At 71.2% G+C, this 20,391-nt stretch carries 14 protein-coding genes; 8 read left to right on the forward strand and 6 right to left on the reverse strand.

Annotation, left to right across the window (positions count from 1 at the left end):
* Positions 1 to 78: 78 nt before the first annotated feature.
* Complete coding sequence (locus tag WMF11_RS26380; RefSeq protein ID WP_437972669.1) at positions 79 to 3,378, forward strand: kelch repeat-containing protein; 3,300 nt, start codon at positions 79 to 81, stop codon at positions 3,376 to 3,378.
* Positions 3,379 to 3,632: 254 nt separating this feature from the next.
* Here WMF11_RS26380 and WMF11_RS26385 read toward each other — a convergent pair whose 3' ends face one another.
* Together WMF11_RS26385 and WMF11_RS26390 are read right to left on the reverse strand one after the other, a co-directional pair.
* On the reverse strand, positions 3,633 to 4,604 hold the full coding sequence (locus tag WMF11_RS26385; RefSeq protein WP_437902074.1) for a DJ-1/PfpI family protein: 972 nt from the start codon (positions 4,602 to 4,604) through the stop codon (positions 3,633 to 3,635).
* Between the two features lie 45 nt (positions 4,605 to 4,649).
* The gene (locus WMF11_RS26390) at positions 4,650 to 5,261 is read right to left on the reverse strand and encodes a Crp/Fnr family transcriptional regulator (RefSeq protein WP_437540697.1); all 612 of its coding nucleotides are present in this window, start codon (positions 5,259 to 5,261) and stop codon (positions 4,650 to 4,652) included.
* A 97-nt stretch (positions 5,262 to 5,358) separates the two neighbouring features.
* On the opposite strand from WMF11_RS26390, the gene WMF11_RS26395 reads away from it, so the two are divergent.
* From WMF11_RS26395 to WMF11_RS26405, 3 genes are all read left to right on the forward strand, one after another.
* Positions 5,359 to 5,952 (forward strand): hypothetical protein, encoded by a 594-nt coding sequence (locus WMF11_RS26395; protein ID WP_437972670.1) that lies wholly within the window; start codon positions 5,359 to 5,361, stop codon positions 5,950 to 5,952.
* Between the two features lie 375 nt (positions 5,953 to 6,327).
* On the forward strand, positions 6,328 to 7,191 hold the full coding sequence (locus WMF11_RS26400) for a mechanosensitive ion channel family protein (protein ID WP_437540699.1): 864 nt from the start codon (positions 6,328 to 6,330) through the stop codon (positions 7,189 to 7,191).
* 356 nt (positions 7,192 to 7,547) lie between these two features.
* Complete coding sequence (locus WMF11_RS26405) at positions 7,548 to 7,979, forward strand: nuclear transport factor 2 family protein (protein WP_437540703.1); 432 nt, start codon at positions 7,548 to 7,550, stop codon at positions 7,977 to 7,979.
* Between the two features lie 82 nt (positions 7,980 to 8,061).
* Here the strand turns inward: WMF11_RS26405 and WMF11_RS26410 are convergent, their stop codons facing one another.
* Together WMF11_RS26410 and WMF11_RS26415 are read right to left on the reverse strand one after the other, a co-directional pair.
* On the reverse strand, positions 8,062 to 9,456 hold the full coding sequence (locus WMF11_RS26410) for a phosphatase PAP2 family protein (protein WP_437972671.1): 1,395 nt from the start codon (positions 9,454 to 9,456) through the stop codon (positions 8,062 to 8,064).
* Positions 9,457 to 9,906: 450 nt separating this feature from the next.
* On the reverse strand, positions 9,907 to 10,644 hold the full coding sequence (locus WMF11_RS26415; protein ID WP_437972672.1) for a helix-turn-helix transcriptional regulator: 738 nt from the start codon (positions 10,642 to 10,644) through the stop codon (positions 9,907 to 9,909).
* 103 nt (positions 10,645 to 10,747) lie between these two features.
* Here WMF11_RS26415 and WMF11_RS26420 point away from each other — a divergent pair, with 103 nt between their 5' ends.
* Both WMF11_RS26420 and WMF11_RS26425 read left to right on the forward strand, forming a co-directional pair.
* Positions 10,748 to 11,860 carry a DNA alkylation repair protein gene (locus tag WMF11_RS26420; protein WP_437902078.1) on the forward strand — a complete coding sequence of 371 codons (1,113 nt, stop codon included), beginning with the start codon at positions 10,748 to 10,750 and terminating at the stop codon, positions 11,858 to 11,860.
* A gap of 57 nt (positions 11,861 to 11,917) precedes the next feature.
* Positions 11,918 to 12,571 (forward strand): HD domain-containing protein, encoded by a 654-nt coding sequence (locus WMF11_RS26425; protein ID WP_437540709.1) that lies wholly within the window; start codon positions 11,918 to 11,920, stop codon positions 12,569 to 12,571.
* Between the two features lie 32 nt (positions 12,572 to 12,603).
* Here WMF11_RS26425 and WMF11_RS26430 read toward each other — a convergent pair whose 3' ends face one another.
* On the reverse strand, positions 12,604 to 13,551 hold the full coding sequence (locus WMF11_RS26430) for a diacylglycerol/polyprenol kinase family protein (RefSeq protein WP_437972673.1): 948 nt from the start codon (positions 13,549 to 13,551) through the stop codon (positions 12,604 to 12,606).
* A 668-nt stretch (positions 13,552 to 14,219) separates the two neighbouring features.
* On the opposite strand from WMF11_RS26430, the gene WMF11_RS26435 reads away from it, so the two are divergent.
* Both WMF11_RS26435 and WMF11_RS26440 read left to right on the forward strand, forming a co-directional pair.
* Entirely contained in the window at positions 14,220 to 18,203 is a 3,984-nt protein-coding gene (locus WMF11_RS26435; RefSeq protein ID WP_437972674.1) for a M36 family metallopeptidase, read from the forward strand.
* A 64-nt stretch (positions 18,204 to 18,267) separates the two neighbouring features.
* Positions 18,268 to 18,927 (forward strand): carbonic anhydrase, encoded by a 660-nt coding sequence (locus tag WMF11_RS26440; protein ID WP_437902081.1) that lies wholly within the window; start codon positions 18,268 to 18,270, stop codon positions 18,925 to 18,927.
* Between the two features lie 95 nt (positions 18,928 to 19,022).
* On the opposite strand, the gene WMF11_RS26445 is transcribed toward WMF11_RS26440, so the two are convergent.
* Complete coding sequence (locus WMF11_RS26445; RefSeq protein ID WP_437972675.1) at positions 19,023 to 20,249, reverse strand: cytochrome P450; 1,227 nt, start codon at positions 20,247 to 20,249, stop codon at positions 19,023 to 19,025.
* Positions 20,250 to 20,391: the final 142 nt, after the last annotated feature.

Raw genomic sequence — 20,391 nt, forward strand, 5'->3', positions numbered from 1 at the left:
ACCCCACGGAGCGCCGGGCGCGCTGCGCGACAGGCCGATGGGTTCGCACGAGGCTCGCTCGCGAGAATCGAGGAGGGTATGGGCTCAAGCAAGGTTCCCTGGGCTGGGTGGCGCTCCGCGCGATGCGTGGCGCTGCTCTGGATCGTCTATCTGATATGCGCGCTCGGCTGCGCGGCGCCCTCGAGCGAGGCGCTCGACGTCGAGGCGCTGGAGGCGCAGTTCGCGGAGCGCGCCCGCGCCGCGCTCCGCGGCGACGACGCGCTCGTGCCCACCCCAGCGGGCTTCGAGCTCGCGGCGAGCCCGTCGCGCGGCGGCCTGACGCTCGCGTTCCCCGCGGACGGGAGCGGCGCCATGCGATTCGACCTGCCGGGTGGCCTCGGCATCGAGGTGCGCGAGCGCGGCGCGCTCGGTGAGGTCCAGAAGATCGGCGCTGCCCTCGCGTACCCGCGCGCGGGCGGCTTCGCGCTCTGGACGGCGCAGCGGCACGGCGCGGAAGAGTGGCTCTGGTTCCCCGACGGTGCGCCCGCCGCGGGACCTGTTGCGTCATGGCAAGTCGAGGGGGCGCGCCTCCGCCGCCGCGGCGCGAACGTGGAGGTCCTCGACGCGGCAGGGGAGCCGCGGATCATCGTGGCGGCTCCCGAGGCCTATGCGTCACCGCTCCAGCGCGTCCCGACGCGCCTGGAGGTAGAAGGCGATGAGATCTCGCTCTGGGTCGAGGAGACGGGCTCGCCGCTCCTCGTGGACCCGTCATGGACCGTCACGGCCGCCTCCGAGGCGACGCTCCGCCACGAGCACACCGCGACCTCGCTGCCCGACGGCAGGGTGCTCATCACGGGCGGGCGGCGATGGCTCAGCTCGTCAGACCAGTACCACCTCGCCAGCGCGGCCATCTACGATCCCGCGCTCGATGCGTGGTTGCCCGCTGCTCCGATGAGCCAGCCGCGGTCGGCTCACACGGCGACCCTGCTCGCCGACGGCAGGGTGCTGGTCACGGGCGGCGCCATGACCGGCGCCGCGTGGGTCGCCACCGCGGAGCTCTACGATCCGACGACCGACTCGTGGACCCCCGCCGCGACCATGACCTCGGAGCGCTCCGGACACACAGCGACCGAGCTCGCGGACGGGCGGGTGCTCGTCGCCGGGGGCGCTCCGGCTGGCGCCGCACCAGCGGCCGCCGCCGAGCTCTACGATCCCGTGTCGGACGCCTGGACGCCGACGCCCGCGGCGCTGGTCGTGCGCAGGGAGCACGCGGCGAGGCGCTTGCAGGACGGCCGCGTGCTGGTCGCCGGAGGCAGGATCATCGGAGCCAGCGTGGTGTCGAGCGTCGAGATCTACGATCCCGCGACGGGCGCGTGGACCCCGGGGCCCAACATGCTCCGCGCCAGGTGGATGCTCACGGCGACCCTGCTGGAGGACGGTGACGTGCTGGTGACCGGCTATGACTGGGATTCCGAGGCCGAGACCTACGATCCGGAAGCCAACACATGGACGCTCGCGAAGAACAAGATGAGCTTTCGGCGCGGCTGGCACACGGCGACGCGGCTGTGCGACGGGCGGGTCTTCGTCTCTGGCAACCAGCCGCCCGACCTTTACGATCCGAGCACGCGGACCTTCTCGACGGGGCCCAGGAGCGAAGTGAGCCGCGGCAGCGCCACGGCGACGCTGCTCCCGGATGGACGGGTCCTGTTGGTCGGCGGGACTTCGACCGCGCCGGGCGCCGAGATCTATGACCCGTCGGTCGCGCCCTCGGGGACGCAGCTCGGCCCCCTGAACGCCTTGCGGAATTACGCGAAGACCGTGGAGCTGGAGGACGGGAAGATCCTTGTCGCGGGCGGCAACGCCGGTACGAAGACAACCGAGCTCTACGATCCATCGAGCACGACGTTTTCCCTGGCGGCGCCTCTGAGCTTCGAGCGGTCTCTCCCCGACCTGACACGCCTCGCCGACGGCAGGGTGTTGATCAGCGGGGGCCGCTTCGATGATTCCGAGACGGATCTGTACAACGAAATCTACGACCCGGCGGCGGATGCCTGGACGCTGGCCGCGCCCGACGAGGAGCGTCGATCCAACCACACGGCGACGTTGCTCGGAAGCGGCGACGTGCTCATCGCGGGAGGCGCGGTGATGGATTACCCGATGGAGCCGTTCCGCGTCCGCAGGACCGGATCGGCCGCGCTGTATCGTCCAGCCGACGACACCTGGGTCACCCTCGAGCCGATGAAAGCAAGCCGGGCGGAGCACGCGGCGACGCTGCTGAACGACGGCAGGGTGCTGGTCGTCGGCGGGATACAGGGATTCGACGATTTCGACATCTCGACCGCCGAGCCGATCGCCAGCGCCGAGATCTACGATCCCGCGACCCGGCGCTGGTCTCTCGTGGCGCCCATGACGGTGCCTCGGGGCAAGCCCACGGCGACGCGGCTCCTGGACGGTCGCGTGCTCGTCGTCGGGGGAGCCGCGGAGACCTACGACCCGGTGACGAACGTCTGGACTCCCACAGGGTCCATGAGCCAGCTGTCGGGTGTCAGCCATGTTGCCACGCTGCTGACGACAGGCGAGGTGCTCGTCATCTCAGGGACGACGGCGCAGATGTACAGCCCCGCGACGAACTCCTGGACAGCTGCGCCGTCGACATTGCTCTCGCACGGCTTTTCCACGTCCGCGCTCCTGCCGAGCGGCCATGTCCTCATCGTCGGCCCCAACAGGGACGCGGAGCTGTACGATCCTCGATGGCACGGCCCCGGGGACAACGGCTGCAGCACGGGCGCTGGCGGAGAGGGCGGCGCTGGCGGCGGTGTTCCCGGTGCTGGCGGCGCGGGCGGCGCTGGCGGGGGCGAGCCGGCAACTGGCGGCGTCGGCGGCGGTGATTCCGGTGCTGGCGGCGCTGGCAACGCTGGCGGGGGTGAGCCGGGAACTGGCGGCGCTGGCGGCGGAACGTCCACGACTGGCGGCGCTGGCAGCGGTGGATCCGGGACCAGCGGCTCCGGCGGCGCCGGCGGCGGTGAGTCCGGTTCTGGCGGCATGGGCGGCGCTGGCGGCGATGTCGCTGGTGCAGGCGGCAGGGGCGGCGATGCTGGCGCCGGAGGCGAGGGCGGCGGCTCGGCGAGCGGAAGCTCGACGAGCACCACCGCCGGCGCTGGCGGCGATGGCGGCTCGGGGACGGCGACCGCATCCAGCAGCGCTGCCGGCGCCGGCGGCGATGAAACCCCGGGTCCGACGAGCACTTCGAGCGGCCCCGGAGTGGACGAGCCGGCAGACACTGGCTGCACCATGGGTCAAGGGGCGTCCGGCAACGGCGCGAGCGCCTTCTACCTCGCTGTGATGGGGGCCGCTCTCCGGCGGAGGCTCCGCCGCTCCAGGGCGGCAATCCCGCGGTGAACTCCGATCGCCTGCTGCTCCCGCTGAACTGAACAGCGCGGCCCGCTCCCCGCGCGCTCCCAGCCGCGACCGCGGCGCCCGTGGAGCTGAAGCTCCGCGTCCACCTCGGCTTTGGGTCGATCCCGGCGGTGCAGGCGCTGCGGGATGTGGAGCGGGTGATCTGCGAGTCGCGCGAGGAGATCGCGGCGCGCGAGCGCAGCGCCGGCGCCCGAACGGGCCAGGGAGATCCATGGCCCTCGCTCCGCCGAGCAGGCCTATCGATGGCCCTCGCCGGCATCCTCGGCGCAGCGAGCGCCGCGCCGGTAGTCGGCCAGGGCCTCCAGGTACAGCGCGCTGAACCGATCGGTGGAGAAGGGATTCTGGCTGGTCACGAGGTTGCAATCCCGCTGCGCATAGGCGCTCCCGGGGAATGCGGCCTCGTGCTCGTAACCGTGGTCCTCGAGCTGCTCGCCGATGCCCCGGACCTGGGCGTCGGCCCCCATCACGAAGGTCTCGATATAAAACTCCTCGAGCGACGAGACCGACGTCACCGTCCGACCGCTGAGCGGATGCGGCTGCCGCAGGCGGGTGAGCACCGCCGGCGCGTGGCAGATGAGCCCCACGGGCTGGTGTTTCGCGCCAAAGTGAGCGAGCAGCGCGTGCAGATCCGCGTTGTCGAGCAGGTCGACCATCACCCCCTGTCCGCCGGGAACGACGATGCCGTCGAACGAGTCGGCCGCGGCGCGCGCCGCCTTCAGGCTGAGCGGCGCGCGGACCTCCGGGGCACGCTCGACGAAGCGCTGCGCTTGCGCGCGCCGCGCTCCGTCTCCCCAGTACCGCTCGTCGAGGCTCTCCGGGTCGATCGCCGGGGCGGCGCCGCCGTCGGTCGCGAACACGACCTCGTGCCCCGCGCCGGTGACGGCCAGGTACGGCTCGTAGAACTCGCCGAGGAAGGTGCCGGTCGCGCGCTTCGAGCTGTCGGCGAGCGTCTGCTCTCGCGCGGCGCTGAGGACGAACAGGATCTTCCCTCTGGGTCTCTCTGCCGCCGGGCGCTCGGGGAACACGGGGTGGAGCCTCGGCGCCGCCGCGCCGCACGCGACAAGCGCCGAGCCGGCGAGCACGACCGCGAGGCCCGCGATCAGCGCCGTCCTTCGGGCCGCGCCCCGCGGCGCTCCGCGGCGCTCCGGGCCGCGCGTGGGTTCCGTCGCTGTGCGCTCGCCGTCTCGCTTGGTTCGTTCCGTCGTCATGCGGGAGACCATGACCAGCGGAGCGAGATCGCACCTTGACCTAGGTCAAGAAGCAGCGGACCTGGTCGCCGCGCGCTTCAGGCGGCTCAGGGCCTCGGGTGTGATGCCGAGATAGGCGGCGATGTGGTAGTCGGGCACGCGCCGCGCCACGGCCCCGTGCTCTGCGAGGAACCCGCGATAGCGCTCGGCGGCCGGATCCATCAGCAGCGACGCCTCGCGGCGCACCTTCTTCAGGTACACCCGCTCCACGATCCGGCGGCTCACCCGCTCCCAGTAGATGTCGCGCTCACAGAGCTCGCTCAGCCGCGAGTAGGGCGCGACGAAGAGCTGCATCGGGGTCAGCGCCTGGATCGTCAGCCGGGCGGGCTCCCTTGTGATCAGCGCCTCCAGCACCGACATGAAGTCCGGCGCGGAGATGAACCCCTTGTTGAACTCCTTCCCATCGCTCCGCGTGTAAAACATCCTCGCGATGCCGGAGTTGACGAGCGCCACCGAGTCGCTCGCCTCGCCCGCCCGCACGAACGCCTCGCCCTTCCGCAGGCTCTTCCCGTGGAACAGGGCCGCGAAGGCGTCGAAGTGCGGCGCCGGCCGGGCGTCGAGCGCGGAGATCATCCGCGCGAGCGCCGCGACCTGCTCCGCGCGCGAGAGCTGCACCATGGCAGGAGAGCCTAGCACGGCGCTCCCGGAGCGCGTCTTCCGCTCGCCTGCGCCTGCATCGTGACGGGCCGAGTCGCATGGGCTAGATCACAGATGCATGAACCAGTCGTCGGTCACGGCGGTCCTCGTCGGCGCTTGCCTTCTCGTTGGCTCCGCATCGGCGCAGGCGGACGGCGTGCCCCCCGCAACGAGCCCTCCCCCCGTGGTGGTTCCCGCGGAAGGTTGGCCCAATGTGGGGCGCCCTGGCGACCCGGTCGTGAGCGTGGGGGGCCTCTTCAGCTATACTGGCCGCGAGAACGCCGATGACGCCGTTGGCGCCGGCGTCGAGGGTAGCCTCGCGTGGTACGGACAGCGCTCGTTCGCCTGGATAGGCGCCGTCGTGCAGGCGCAGCTCGTCGCCGACCGGCAGGTCCACGAGAGGTTGGCGCTCGGTTTCCAGGGTGGGTTCGGCCCGGTCGGCGCCGAGCTCTCGATGTATACCGAGGGCGCGGGCCGGTCGAACGCCCGGACGTATGGGGCGCAGATCGTCCCCTTCATCGCGCTCCCCATCGCCTACGCGGGCTTTCGACTCGCCCTTCCGTTCGACGGGGGAGCTGGCGCGACGATACCTTCGTATGGCACGGAGTACGGGCTGGTCATTGGTTTGAAATTCCCGATCAACCCGAGGGCCTTTGGACATAGTCTTCATTGAGCCGGTTCACAGCCCCGTACGCCGGCCACGCCGTTCTCTGCCCATGCCGCTGGCCCGCGGCCGCTCTCCGCTCGTCGAGCATCACCTCGGCGGCGACGAAGATCGCCTCGGCCTGCTCCTTGGCTGGACACGCCCGCCTGGTGCGCGGCCCCGCCGCCCGTTGCTCCTTCGCTACAACGAGGTATCCGCTCCGCGGCCGCCTGATGTCTGAAGGCCGCAGCGCTGAGGCTCGAAAATCTCGCTCACGCCCCTCGCGGAGCGGCCCGCCGGTGTGATAAGGCTGGCCGCCGGGGGGCAGATCCAGCAAGGCGTGTCGCGCATGCGCCTTGCACGGACGCCCCCGCGAGCGGCGCATACGTCGTCAGGAGGCTTGAGATGGACGAGAGGGTTCAGCGGTACGTGGACATGGGGGTAGCGCTCGGGGTGAGCGTCGGCGGGAAGATCGTGGGCGCGATCCTGGTCTGGGTCATCGGCCGCATGATCATCCGGGGGATCCTGTCGATGATGCAGCGCAGCTCCGCGCTGAAGAAGCTCGACACGACGCTGGCTCATTACCTGGAGTCGGCGGCGTCCGTGCTGCTGAATATCCTGCTCGTCATCGCCGTGCTCAGCGTCTTCGGCGTCGAGACGACCACCTTCGCCAGCCTGCTCGCCGCGATCGGCATCGCCGTCGGCATGGCATGGTCCGGCCTCCTGTCGAACCTCGCGGCCGGCATCTTCATGATCCTCCTGCGCCCCTTCAAGACCGGGGATTACGTGACCGCCGGCGGCGTGACGGGCACCGTCCACTCGATCGGCCTGTTCGCGACCACCCTCGACACGCCCGACAACGTCCGCACCATCGTGGGCAACAACAAGATCTTCAGCGACACGATCCAGAACTTCAGCACGAACCCGGTCCGCCGCGTCGACTGCACCGCGCAGCTCGCCCACGGCGCGGATCACGAGGCGGCGATCACGCGGCTCAAGGCGCACCTGGCGCTCATCCCCAACGTCGCGAAGACCCCTGCGCCCAGCGTCGAGATCCTGGATTTCACGCTCGCCGGGCCCGTGCTGGCCGTCCGGCCCTTCTGCCACACCGATCATTACTGGGACGTCTACTTCGCCACGACCAAGATCATCCGCGAGGAGCTCGGCAAGCTGGGGCTCCCCGTACCGAGCCAGCACGTGCACATCAACCAGCTCGCGGCGGCGCCTCCCCACCGCGCCGCGGGCTCGGAGATTCACCCGACGGCCTGACGCGCTGTCGACCGCGCGTCGGCCGCGCGCGCGGCGGCGCGCTGCTCGGCAGCCCTTGAGGCCGGCGGGCAGATCCTCTACGCCCGGGCGGCGCGCACGCCGCACCATGCACCCCGAGGAATTCGTACCTTCCGCCGCCACGCTCAGGGCGATCGCCACCGCCATCATCATCCTCGCCGCGGGTGGTCTCGCGAGCAAATGGGCGTACCGGTTCGCCGTCACGGCCCTGACCAGGACGCACCTGGATCAGGCGCTCGCGCGGTTCCTTTCGTCGATGCTCCGCTACACGGGCGAGGCGCCGAGACGACGCCGTCGAGGCCCTTGCGCCCGCGCTGGCCGGGGAGCATGGTCGCTGCATGAGCGTCGAGGAGCGCGTCGCGGCGGAACGGCTTGTCCTGGCCGCAAACGAGGCCTTTTACGAGGCGTTCCGCGCCGGGGATTACCAGGCGATGTGCCGGGTGTGGGCCGAGCGGGCGCCCCTGGCCTGCGCCCATCCCGGCATGGAGGCGCTCTCGGGGCGCGCCAGCGTGCTCGAGAGCTGGAGCCAGCTCTTGCGCCAGACCTCGCCCCTGCGCATGCGCTGCCAGGGCGCCTCGGCGCACCTCTTCGGGGACTTCGCCTTCGTCACGTGCTACGAGGCGAGCGGCGACGAGCCTGCACACCTGTGCGCGACCAACGTGTTCGTCCTCGAAGACGGGCAATGGAAGATGGTCCACCACCACGCGGGTCCGCTCTCCGCGCCGCGGCCCGAGCGGTGGGCCCCCGCTCGCTCCCGGCTCATGAACTGAGAGGCTGGCCGGGGCCGGGGAGACCCGCGGTGAGGCGACGGATCTCCTCTCGATGGATCGAGCGGCTCCCCTGGCGAGCTCGTCAAGGAAGCGGCTGGAGGATCCCGTCGAAGACGGCGTCTCCGACGCGCTTGCCCTGACGGATCCCCTGCTCGCCATCGAACCTCCAGTGGACGCCCAGGTAGATGCGGCTGACCGCGTTCTCCCGGGACGCCTCCTCGAAGCTGGAATAGCAGCGCGTGATCTCGGGGCGGACGTTGCCCCGCTCGTCCGTCGTTACCCCGTTGTACTCGTCGGACATGAAGCAGAAGGGGATACGGTCCGTCCCGTAATAGCGGGTCAACACCTGGAACATGGCAGCCCCGAAGCTCGCGTGCCCGGAGGTGTACGCCGGGAACGGTGGGGTCATGCGCGGCGGGCCCTGGTTGCTGCCGGGGGATCCGAGGGGCGTCCACCGCCTGTCAGCTACGGTGAGCGAGTTGCCATCCCTGTCGGCCCGACGGATCGCGACGATCGGCCGCCAGAATTCGTAGTGGTATTTCGTCTCCCACGTGGCGATGGCGGCGTCGGCCAGCGCGACGTTGACCAGCGCAAAGTAACGAGCGTTCTCGACCTCCGAGTTGCACTCCTCGACCGCGAGGACCCGCGCGACCTGGTTGTAGAGCCGGGGCGGCTCCCCGAGGCGCGGGGCGGCTTCATACGACCAGAAGATCCCGATGACGGTCTGTTCCGGCGTGCGCGCGGTCGGGGTGCGCTGGCCGTCGCCACCCAGCAGGAAGACCTCATAGAAGCTCAACGCGTACTCCAGGCTCCACAGCGGCGGCGGCGGCGGAGACCGGAACTCGGCGCCGCTCTCGATGGCGAACGGCCGAACCCTCCCCCACCTCGGGGTCAAGTACCCCTGATCGGGATAGAGCGGATCGACGCGATGCCGGCCGGGGGCGAGGTCTGGGGTGTAAGGCATCGGGGCGTCTGATCTGTCGTTCTCCCGCTCCGCGAGGATCTCGTCGGCGACGGCGCCGCCCAGCGCGCGACCGTCCTCCCTGGCGTCGCTCTCCGGGATCTCGGCCAGGTACTCCTCGAGCCTCCTGTCGAGCAGCGCCCTCTGCCTCGGGAACAAAGCCGTCAGCGTGCGGTGAGCTGCCGTGGCCACCGCCGCATCGATGGACGCATCCGGCATGTCGAGGAGGATGGAGTACGGCTCGTACCTCGGGACGATCGAGTTCACGGCGTCGAAGATCGCCGCATGGACGATCGCGAGGGCCCGTGAGACGCGCGTCGGCCCGCGCTGGTCCCGCCCGCGCGCGCGGGCGGTGTCCTCCGCGACCGCGTCCAGAGCGACGGCGTTCCAGTCGAGGACCGCGTCCCTGTCCGGCGGATCTCCCTCCGGCACGTGCGCGGACGCCGGACCGCCGAACAGAGAGGCAGTCAGGGCAGCGAAGGAGATGGTCGCCCATCTCGCGGCTGAACGGTTCATTCAAGCTCCTTGGTTCGAGTCCTCAAGGATGGCCATCACACACAATGTCCCCTTGATCGTCGACTGGATGGGGGGCCATCCAGCGACGAGAGGCGTGGATCAACAACCTCGGCGAGCACGAAGCCCGTATCTACCCGCGCGACACCGGCCACCGCACGCAGGCGAGCACGGCCTCAGGGGGCATGAGGGCCGTGCGCCATCGATCGCTGGTCACTGCTCGGCGGGAGCTCTCTCTGCAATCGCCCGGAATCGAGCACACACCCCGTGTACCGGACGTCGCGCTTCGTTCTGGTCACTCGCCAGGATGTCGTGTGTTGTATCAAACCTAAGCTATCAGGCAGAGCCGATGCGCGCAACCATACGACACCGGGACTCCCAGGCTCCGCCGGGTCGAACCGTTGGGGGCACAGGATCGGAGCCTGAACGGTGTCCATCCGTTTTGGCCGAGCTTCATGGTCGGTCGCCGAGGAGCGGCCGCCACGCGCACTCCTCCGGCAGGAGCGTCCAGATGACATCGGCGCTCGGACGAAACGCGATCTCCCGCAGGACGCGGGGGGTCGAGATGCGATCCATCCTGAACATTCGCGGCTCGTTCTTCCCCGTGTCCAGGGCGAGCACGTACCAGACAGGGCTCTGGATCAGGAGGCCGTGCGGCTCGACGCGTCGCCTCGACGTCCTCCCCTCGCGGTCCTGGTAGTCGAACCCGAGGCCGACGCCGGCGGAGAACGACTCCTCGAAGAGCCTCACCAGCTCTGCAGGGGGCGCCCCGGCTCCGGCGCGCACTGGCCCGCTCGCCGGATCGCCGACGATGACCCTGCGGCAGAGGGCGCGCAGCTCTCGCGCTCGTTCAGGAGGAAGGCTGCTGAGCAGCTTGGCCAGCGCGGAGCTGGCAGCGTCGCTCCACGGAAGGTCGCTCGCGGCCTGAGAGAGGCGCGCGGAGAGCCAGAGCGTCACGATCTCGGCGACCGAGAGGTGCACGGCGGTGACGCCCCGGCCGGCGTCGAGCCGGATCCCCCCGCCGGGGCCGGCCTCGCCCTCGATGTTGAGGCCGCGCTCCCTCAGCGTCGCGAGGTCCCTGCGCACGGTGCGGGCGCTGACCCCGAGCGCGGCGGCCAGCTCGCCGACGGTCGTCGCTCCCCGCGCGCGAAGCAGGTCGGAGAGCTCCATGACGCGGACGGCGCGCGACATATGGTGACAGAATCTGTCAGGGTCTCACGCTAGTCAACGCCCATGTCCAACCTGACGAAAACCTGGCCAATCGGCCTCGTCGTCCTCGCACCGACAGATGCCCATGGCTGACCGGCTGAAGGACCTCTTCGACGAGCGGTGCGTCCGCTCGATCGCCCGCAACCTCCGCTCGGCGCACCCTGGCCTCGACGAGCGCGGCTTCGCCCGCGACTGCCTGGCCGGCCTCTCCGATCTCGAGCTGACGGGCCGCGCCTCCCACATCGCGGACGTGATGCACCACCATCTTCCGCAGCCCTTTCCGGAGGCAGCTCGGGTGATCGTCGCCTCCCTCGGGCCCGAGCTCGATCGGAGCGACGTGTTCGGCCTCGCGCCGCTGCAGTACATGCCGCACGTGTTCTATGTGGCGAAGCGCGGTCTCGATCACTTCGAGGACGCGATGACCGCGCAAGTCGAGCTGACGAAGCGGTTCTCCGCCGAGTTCAGCATCCGCGCGTTCCTGACGAGGTACCCCGACGCGACGCTCCGCCGGCTCCGCACGTGGGCCGTGGACCCGAACGTCCATGTGCGCCGGCTCGTCTCCGAGGGGACGCGCCCGCGGCTGCCGTGGGCCCCGCGGCTCCGCGCTTTCCAGCAGGATCCGGGGCCGGTCATCGAGCTGCTCGAGCTCCTGAAGGACGATCCGGAGCGCTACGTGCAGCGCTCCGTCGCCAACAACATCAATGACATCGGCAAGGACCACCCGGACGTCGCGGCGAGCCTCTGCCGGCGCTGGCTCGACGGAGCGCCACCCGGGCGGCAATGGATCGTGCGCCACGCGCTGCGCTCGCTCGTCAAGAAGGGTGATCGCGGCGCGCTCGACGCGCTCGGCTTCGGCGCGGCGCCGAGCGTCGCGATCGCCTCGGCGGCGCTGTCCCCGCGATCGGTGAAGCTCGGCGGAGAGCTACGCTTCTCGTTCGAGCTCGCGTCGACGGCCCCGCGCGACCAGGAGCTGATCGTCGACTGCGCCGTGCACTTCGTGAAGGCGAACGGCGCGACGCGGCCAAAGGTCTTCAAGCTGCGGAAGCTCGTCTTGCCGCCGTCGGGTCGAGCCGAGATCACCGGCAAGGTCTCCTTCGAGGAGCTGACGACCCGCCGTCACTATCCCGGTCGCCACAGCATCGATGTGATGGTCAACGGCGTGGCGCACCCCCTCGGGCAATTCGAGGTGTGCCGGTGACTCGGGCGCCGCGCAGAGCCGTTGCGCGGGTCGGGGTCCGCGTCTATGAGGCGGGAGATGAAGGACTGGGAAGCGCTCTTCGCAAAGAAGCTCGAGGAGACCGACCTCGGCAAGGATCCGGCCCATGATCTGGCGCACTTCGCGAGGGTGGTCGCCACGGCCAAGGCGCTCGCGGCGGACGAAGGGGCAAGGCTCGAGATCGTCGTCCCCGCGGCGTGGCTGCACGATCTCGTCAACGTCCCCAAGAACGACCCCAGGCGCTCCCAGGCGTCGCGGCTCTCCGCGGAGGAGGCGCTGCGGTTCCTGCGGAGCGTCGAGTACCCCGAGGCGTTCCTCCCCGACATCGCCCACGCCATCGAGAGCCACAGCTACAGCGCAGGGATCGAGCCGACGACCCTCGAGGCCAGGGTGGTCCAGGACGCCGACCGCCTCGACGGCCTGGGCGCGATCGGGATAGCCCGCTGCTTCGCCGTGGGCGGCCTGCTCGGCGTGCGGTTCTACGATCCCGGGGATCCGTTCGCCGAGCGGAGGCCGTGGGACGACCGGGTGAACGCGATCGACCACTTCCACGTGAAGCTGTTCAAGACCGCCGAGAGCCTCACGACGGCCGCAGGGCGCCGCGAGGGCGCGCGACGCGCGGAGTTCATGAGACAGTACCTCGCTCGCCTCGCGCTGGAGATCGGCGGCGAGATGGGGCCTGACGTGAGCTGACGTAAGCTGACGCCAACTGACGTCAGACGACGTCAGACCGCGCCGGCGACCGTCACCGCGGCCGCCACGGCGACCGGGATCGTGAAGTTGTCGTCCATCCGCGTCGAGAACAGCTCGGTCGCCGCCCCGGCCAGGCCCGCGACGGCGGCCAGGAGGAGCCGCGAGGAGAGCGACGCCGGACCGAGCGCCCACATCACGGCGAGGGCGCTCAGCGCGCCCGCCGCGAAGAAGGCGAGCGTGCCCTCCAGCGAGCGGCCGTCGCGCAGCCGCGTGCGGCCGAAGCGGCGGCCGATGAGGGCCGCCGCCGGATCGGCCACCGCCAGCACCACCACGGCGAGCGACTGGCTCAGCCGCGTCCCGAACAGCGCCAGCAAGAAGAGCGCTGTCACGTACCAGGTCGACGAGTTCACCCGGTAGCGCTCGTGCGGGTGCGCCACGAGCCGGAAGACCCCCATCAGCCGCTCATTGACCCGCTCGCTGACCCGGCGGGCGATCTCCATCGACCACACCGCCACCACGAACGCGCCGCTCGCGGCCACGAGCCAGCCGCGCTCCGGCAGGAGCTGGATCAGCCCGAGCACCAGGAGCCCCATGCCCACGTGCCACAGGCTGCGCACATGGTTCGTGGGCCTGACGCTCGGCGGCGCGGCGACCACGCCGCGCAGCGTCAGCAGCAGCGACTCGTAGGCAGGCTGCACCTCTCGCTGGAACGCAATCCACGCCGCCTTGGGCGAGGGTGTTCCGGTCGGGGTCGCCCGCTCGACCGCCGCGAGCAGCACGCGGAGCCGCTCGCGGAGCCGCTCGATCCTGCCCCCGGCATCGTCGCGCTCGGCCGCCACGACGAGCTCGCGGAGCCGCGACGCTACCCGCTCGACCCGGGCGCGAACCTCGGGTTCGTCATGGAAGACGAAGACCGCGGGATCGACCTGACGCAACAGTACGCAGAGCTCTTCGGAGACGAGCTTGGTCTCGATGTGCAAGGCGTGAATCACGTTGGGTTTTGCGAAGATAATCCCCGGGGGTCGGGCGCCATGTCAGCGCTTCGTCATACCGGCACCCCGCGCGTGAGCTGGCTCGCGGCGCCAGCCCTGCATGAGTCCGCACCACACGGGCTCGCACCCGATGAGCCGGCGCTGCACGACGCGCCGCGCGAGCCCGCACCCCGCGAGCCGGCGCCGCACGACGCGCCGCGCGAGCCCGCGCCCCGCGAGCCGGCCCTGCACGACGCGCCGCGCGAGCCGACCCGACGCCGTCCAGGTCCTGGAGCCGATCGCGGGCGCGACAACCACCCTCCTGCCCACCCCGCGGCGACCGAGGGAACCGCTCGGCTCGCCTCGCGAGGACGCATGACACGGCAATTCATGGATTCATGCAATGCGCCAGCAAGGATTGCTTCTCTATTCCATTCTGGTGTCGGCGCCGCGTGACTCGCGCTCTCGGGAGCGCCCGGACGAGATCGCATGAGAGGCGCCTTACGACGCCGGACAGGGCGATAGCCATCGCGCTTTCCCTGCGCGCGCGCTGGGGCTAGGTTGCCTCGCGCCGCGGATTCGACGGGTGGGCGCGAGGCGCCCGGGGAGGCAGCGCGCGACCTACCCGCGCGCAGCCGGTCATGCGTCGTCCCCTCGGAGTCGGAGAATCGATGAACATGAAGGTCTCAGTTCGGTACACCGCGCTATCGCTCGCGCTGCTCGCAGGCCCCATCGCCCATGCGCGGGAGCGCCCGAACTACGACGCATACTTCAAGGCCCCACCCGCGCCGCCCGTCCGCGCGCGCGTCATCGACGTCGACGAGCGCGCGTCGACGACGCGCGCCGTCGTGGCGTCGACCGATCCGCAGCGCGGGGTGCCCACCTTCGTGTGGGCGACGTCCCCGGGCCACCGCCCGCCGGCCGCGACCCACGCGACGCCCGAGGCCGCGGCCCGGTGGTACGTGCAGCGGTACGCGCACCTCTACGGCCTCCCGCAGGCCGCGCTCGATACGGCCGTGGTGCGCCACGTCCACGACACCGGGCGCGGCGGCATCGTCGTGACGCTGGGCCAGGACGTCGACGGGATCCCGGTCTTCCGGAGCGGGCTCAAGGTGCTCATGAAGCGCGACCTCGGGCTCGTCGCCCTCGCGGGCAACCTCCACGCGTCGGCCGTCCCCTTGCCGCCCGTCGCCGCCTCGCCGGCGGCCGGCGCGCTCCGCGGCCGGGCGTTCTCCGGCTCGCCGGCGCAGGCGGTCGTCCGCGCCCTGCGCGACGCGCACCGCATCGACATCAAGACGGCCGACCTCCGCGAGCTCGGCGAGGCGAAGGGCGGGTATCGGCTCTTCGACATCGCGGACACCGATCACGCGCGCCAGCGCGCCGGGAGCCTGCGCTTCACGCAGCCGGCGCGGGTCAGGAAGGTGCTCTTTCCCCTGCCCGACCGGCTCGTCGCCGGCTACTTCGTCGAGCTCGTCTCGGGCGACGCCGGCGGCACGAGCTCCGCGGCGTACGCCTGGGTGTTCGGGGCCAGCGACGGTCAGATGCTCTCCCGGGAGAACCTCTCCCACGCCGCGTTCGATTACCGGGTCTGGGCGGAGGAAGGGGGCGATCACACGCCGCTCGACGGCCCCCTCGCGGATCTCTCGCCGCACCCGACCGGGCGGCCCGACGGCCAGGTCCCTCGCTTCGTCGCGCCGAGCCTCATCTCCATCGATGGCTTCAACACGAACCTCGACGGCGGGGCCGATCCGTGGCTGCCGGCCGACGCGACCTCGACCCGCGGCAACAACGTCGACGCCTACGCGGACCACAACGCGCCCGACGGGTTCTCCAGCGGCGATATCCGCGCGGCGCTCTCGGGGCCGGGCTCGTTCGATCACCTCTATGACCCGCTCGCCGATCCGCTCGCCACGCCCGAGCAGACCATGGCGGCCGTCACCCAGATCTTCTACGTCACGAACTGGCTCCATGACTGGTACTACGACTCCGGCTTCACCGAGGCCGCGGGCAACGCCCAGCGCGACAACCTCGGCCGGGGCGGCCTCGACGGCGATCCGCTCCTCGCGGAGGCGCAGGACGACGCGACCGGCGGCAGCCGCGACAACGCGAACATGGACGCGACGTACGACGGCGCGTCGCCCCGGATGCAGATGTACCTGTGGTCCGGGCCGGATCAGCGCTCGCTGAGCGTCACGCCGCAGAACGCCAGCTACGCGTCGAACACCGCCCTGTTCGGGCCCCGGCGCTACGAGGTCACCGGCGAGCTCGCCCTCGCCCAGGACGGCGCCGAGCCCCGCGGCGACGCGTGCGGGCCGATCACGAGCGACGTGGCCGGCAAGATCGCCCTCGTCGACCGGGGCGGGTGCACCTTCGCCGAGAAGGCGCAGAGCGCGCAGGCGGCGGGCGCCATCGGCGTGATCATCGCCAACAACCGGGAGAGCGACGGGGCCCCGCGGCTGTCCGGCGAGGCCCCCGAGGTGACGACCCCCGCCCAGAGCGTCTCGCAGGAGGACGGCAGCGCGCTCAAGGCGGCGCTCGCCGCCGCGGACGCGCCGCTCACGGTCACCATGACCCGCGAGCCCGGCGTCGAGCGCGACGGCACGATCGACAACACCATCGTGGCGCACGAGTGGGGCCATTACATCCACCTCCGTCAGGTCGCGTGCGGCACGAAGATGTGCGGCGCGCAGAGCGAGGGGTGGGGCGACTTCATCGCCCTGCACATGGCGCTGCGCGACGGCGACGACCTCGACGGCGTCTTCCCGCTCTCGAGCTACGGGAGCGCGGCGCTCGGCGACAGCTACTTCGGCATCCGCCGCGCCCCCTACTCCGTCGACTTCACGAGGAACGGGCTGACGTTCAAGCACATCTCGGAGGGCGCCCGCCTCCCCGACCACCCGCTCAGCTCCTCGTCCACCGACAACTCCGAGGAGCACAACGCGGGAGAGGTCTGGGCGAGCATGCTGTTCGAGGCCTACGTCGGGCTGATCCGGCACGGCAGCGGCCTGACCCCGCCGCGCGCGTTCGAGCAGACCCGGCGGCGGATGAGCGATTACGTGGTGGCCGGCATGCAGCTCGCGCCGGTGAGCCCGACGTACACCGAGCAGCGCGACGCCCTCCTCGCCGCCGCGCTCGCCAGCGATCAGGGCGACTTCCTCGCGCTGGCGGAGGCGTTCGCCCGGCGCGGCGCCGGCACGTGCGCCGTGTCCCCGCGCGCCGACTCGCACGATTTCTCCGGCGTCGTGGAGAGCTTCGGCGTCCAGCCCGAGATCTCGCTGGTCCGGGCGGAGCTCGATGACAGCGCCGGCTCCTGCGACCGCGACGGGCTGCTCGACGCGGAGGAGTCCGGCACGATCGCGATCGAGATCGTCAATCGCGGCGCGGCGCCCCTGACCGGGGCGGTGGCGTCCATCGAGGCGCCCTCCGCCGGGGTGACGTTCCCGGACGGCGCGCGCGCGTCGTTCGGCGACATCGCGCCGTTCGCGACCGGGACCGCGACCGTGGCGGTGAAGCTCGACCGGACCGTGCCGCCCGCCGAGGACCTCGAGCTCAGCCTGACGCTGAAGAGCGCCGCGGCGTGCACGCCGGTGCGGGTCGAGGCCCTGGTGCGCCGCGTGAACTTCGACGAGCTGCCGGCGTCCTCGTCGGTCGACGACGTGGAGGCGCAGCGCACGACCTGGCGCGTCGAGGGGCTCTCCAGCGAGCTCGTCTGGTCGCGCGCCGAGGGGACCGCGCCGAACCGCGTGTGGCGCGGCGTCAACCTCGGGAGCGTGTCCGACACGGCGCTTGTCTCGCCGGCCCTGGAGGTCAGCGAGTCCGAGCGCTTCGTGCTGACGTTCGCGCACCGGCACCGGTTCGAGACGAGCGACGAGACGTTCTGGGATGGCGCGGTGGTCGAGATCAGCGCCGACGGCGGCGCGACATGGCGGGACATCGGGAGTCGCGCGCAGCCCGGCTACACCGGGAGGGTCACCGTGGAGTCGGGCAATCCGCTGGGCAGGCGGAGGGCCTTCGTCGGCCAGAGCCCCTCGTGGCCCGAGGTCGACCACGTGGCGATCGACCTGGGGACCGCGTTCGCCGGGAAGACGGTGCAGGTGCGGTTCCGCGTCGGCACGGACGCGGCCGCGGGCGACGCCGGCTGGGAGCTCGATGACATCGGGTTCGCGGGCCTGAAGAACAAGCCGTTCGCGACGGTGGTCGAGGACACCGCCTCCTGCCAGGGCGGGCCCGTGGCCGACGCGGGGGCGGACCAGGCGGTCGCGATCGGCGAGCTCGTGACGCTCGACGCCTCGGGGAGCTCGGATCCCGAGGAGGACACGCTGACGTTCTCCTGGGTGCAGACGGCGGGGCCCGCGGTCGAGCTGACCGGCGAGGGCGCGCGGGCGACCTTCGTGGCGCCCGAGGTCGCCGCGACGACGGCCCTGGCGTTCGAGGTGACGGTCAGCGACGGGATCCTGGAGGCGACCGACCAGGTCAGCGTGGTGGTCGATCTGGCGAAGGAGCCGGAAGCTGAAGGCGAAGGCTGCGGGTGCGCGATCCCGAGGGGCGCGCCGCGCGGGCCGCTGGCCGCGCTCGGGGCCGCCGCGGCGCTCGCGGCGTTTGCGAGGCGGCGGCGCGGCGGTGGCGCTGCGCGAGCGATGAGCCATGAGCCCGGCAGCTGACATGTGAGGCGGAAATTTCACCCATTGACGCCCGCGGCCCGGTCCCCCACCGTGGCCGGTCAGCATGGGACTCAGCAACGCTCCGCCCGCCTCTCCCGTCGTGACGGCCGATCAGGCGCTGGAACGCCTGATCGAGGGCAACCGGCGCTTCGTGGACAACGTCCGCGGCGAGCACGTCGTGATGGGAGCGCGGGCGCGGGCCGCCCTCGTGGAGGGGCAGCAGCCCTTCGCCATCATCCTCAGCTGCTCGGACTCGCGGGCGCCATCGGAGCTCATCTTCGACCAGGGGCTCGGGGACCTGTTCGTCATCCGGGTCGCGGGCAACGTGGTGGCGCCCTCGCTCGTGGGCAGCGTGGAGTTCGCCGCCGCCGCCTTCGGGACCCGCCTTGCCGTGGTGATGGGCCACTCGCGTTGCGGCGCCATCGACGCCACGCTGAGCGAGCTGCTCGACGAGGACCACGGCGGCCACCTCACCGACAACATCCGCGATATCGTCGAGCGCTGCCGAGCTCCCGTCGAGACGGTGGTGAGCGCCGCCGGCCGCCACGCCGACAGGAGCTTTCTCCTGCGCGAGGCGGTGCGCGCCAACGTGCGCAACTCGTGCGATCACCTCCGGCACGGCAGCCGGCTTCTCGAGCGGCTGTGCACCGAGGAAGGCATGCTGATCGTGGGCGCCGAGTACGCCCTCGAGACCGGCAAGGTGACGTTCCTCCCGCGCGTGTGACGGGCCGGCGCGCCCCGTCGCTGCACGCCAGTCGGCGACTCGACGCATGAGACGAGATCACCTGATAAGGCCGCTGCGGAGCAAGCGATCCGAGATCAGGGTTTGGCGCGGCTCCGGCGCAGGACGAGCGGGAGCGACTCGAACCCGAGCGGCATGATCGCCCGCGTCTGCCGCAGCGGAGGCGCCTCGCCGGGCGTGATGGACTCATAGCAGTCGAGGAGCGCGTTCAGGGCGATCCGTGACTCCATCCGCGCCAGCGCCGCGCCCATGCAGAAATGGGTCCCCTGCCCGAACGCGATGTGCTCCACCGGAGGCCGGTCGAGCCGGAACGCGTCCGGCGCCTCGAAGACGGCCGGATCCCGGTTCGCCGCGCCGAACACGACGTCGACAAGGTGTCCGGCCGGTATCGTCACGCCGCTCACGTCCACCGGCCGCGTGGCGACGCGCAGGAGGCGCTGCACCGGGCTCGAGTGGCGCAGCGTCTCCTCGATGATCGGCTCCACGAGACGCCGGTCCTGCTGCGCGCGCCGGTAGAGCTCGGGCCGCTCGGACAGGAGGTGCGCCATGTTGCCGATGAGGTTCGTCGTCGTGTCGTTGCCGGCGACGAGCAGGCCTACGCAGAAGCCGACCGCCTCGGGCGTGTCGAGGCGCGCGCCGTCGATCTCGGCCTCCACGAGCGCCGAGATGAGATCGCCTGACGGCGCGCGCCGTCGCGCCTCGATCTCCGCCGCGAAGAAGTCGACCATCGCCTTACCGCGACTCGCGCGCTCCTCCGCCGGTATACCGCTGTAGGACATCACGGACTCGGACCAGCTCCGAAATTGCACATAGCGCTCCGCCGGGATACCGAGCAGGGTGGCGATCACCATCATCGGCAGGGGCATCGCGTAGGTGCCCATGAGGTCTGACGGCCCGTCGCCCGTCGCTTCGAGCAGCGAGGCGGCGAGGCGGCCAATCCACGGCTCGAGCTCAGCGATGCGCCGCGGCGTGAACGATCGGCTGACGAGCCTGCGGAGGTGGGTGTGCCGGGGCGGATCGTCGTGCAGCAGCGTGATCCTCGGCAGGACACGGATCTTGTCCGTGACGTTCGACGAGAACGTCTGGGGATCCCGCAGCGCGGCGAGCACCTCCGCGTGGCGCAGGAGCGCGTAGGCATGGATTGGCTCGTCGAGGCCCGCCGCGCCGCCCGCGGGCACGCGCGCATAGAGCACCGGAGATCGCCCGCGCAGCGCGTGGTACGCGGGGTAAGGATCGGCTATCACCGAAGGCGCGGAGAGGTCGATCGGCTCGGGCGAGGGGCTCGGGGCGGTCTCGGTTTCCATGTCAAGCTCACAGCGGCGCAGCCGCACTTCCGGACAGCACATCCAAGCGGTTCGTGGAAGTCAAGTCCTTTCCCCTGGCGGGACGACAGCATAGGTGCCCCCATGAAACTCCGGGCGGCGTCCGCTCGATCATCGACGTGAG

Source organism: Sorangium sp. So ce295 (genome assembly GCF_051527405.1).
In the GTDB taxonomy this organism is placed as follows: domain Bacteria; phylum Myxococcota_A; class Polyangia; order Polyangiales; family Polyangiaceae; genus Sorangium; species Sorangium cellulosum_B.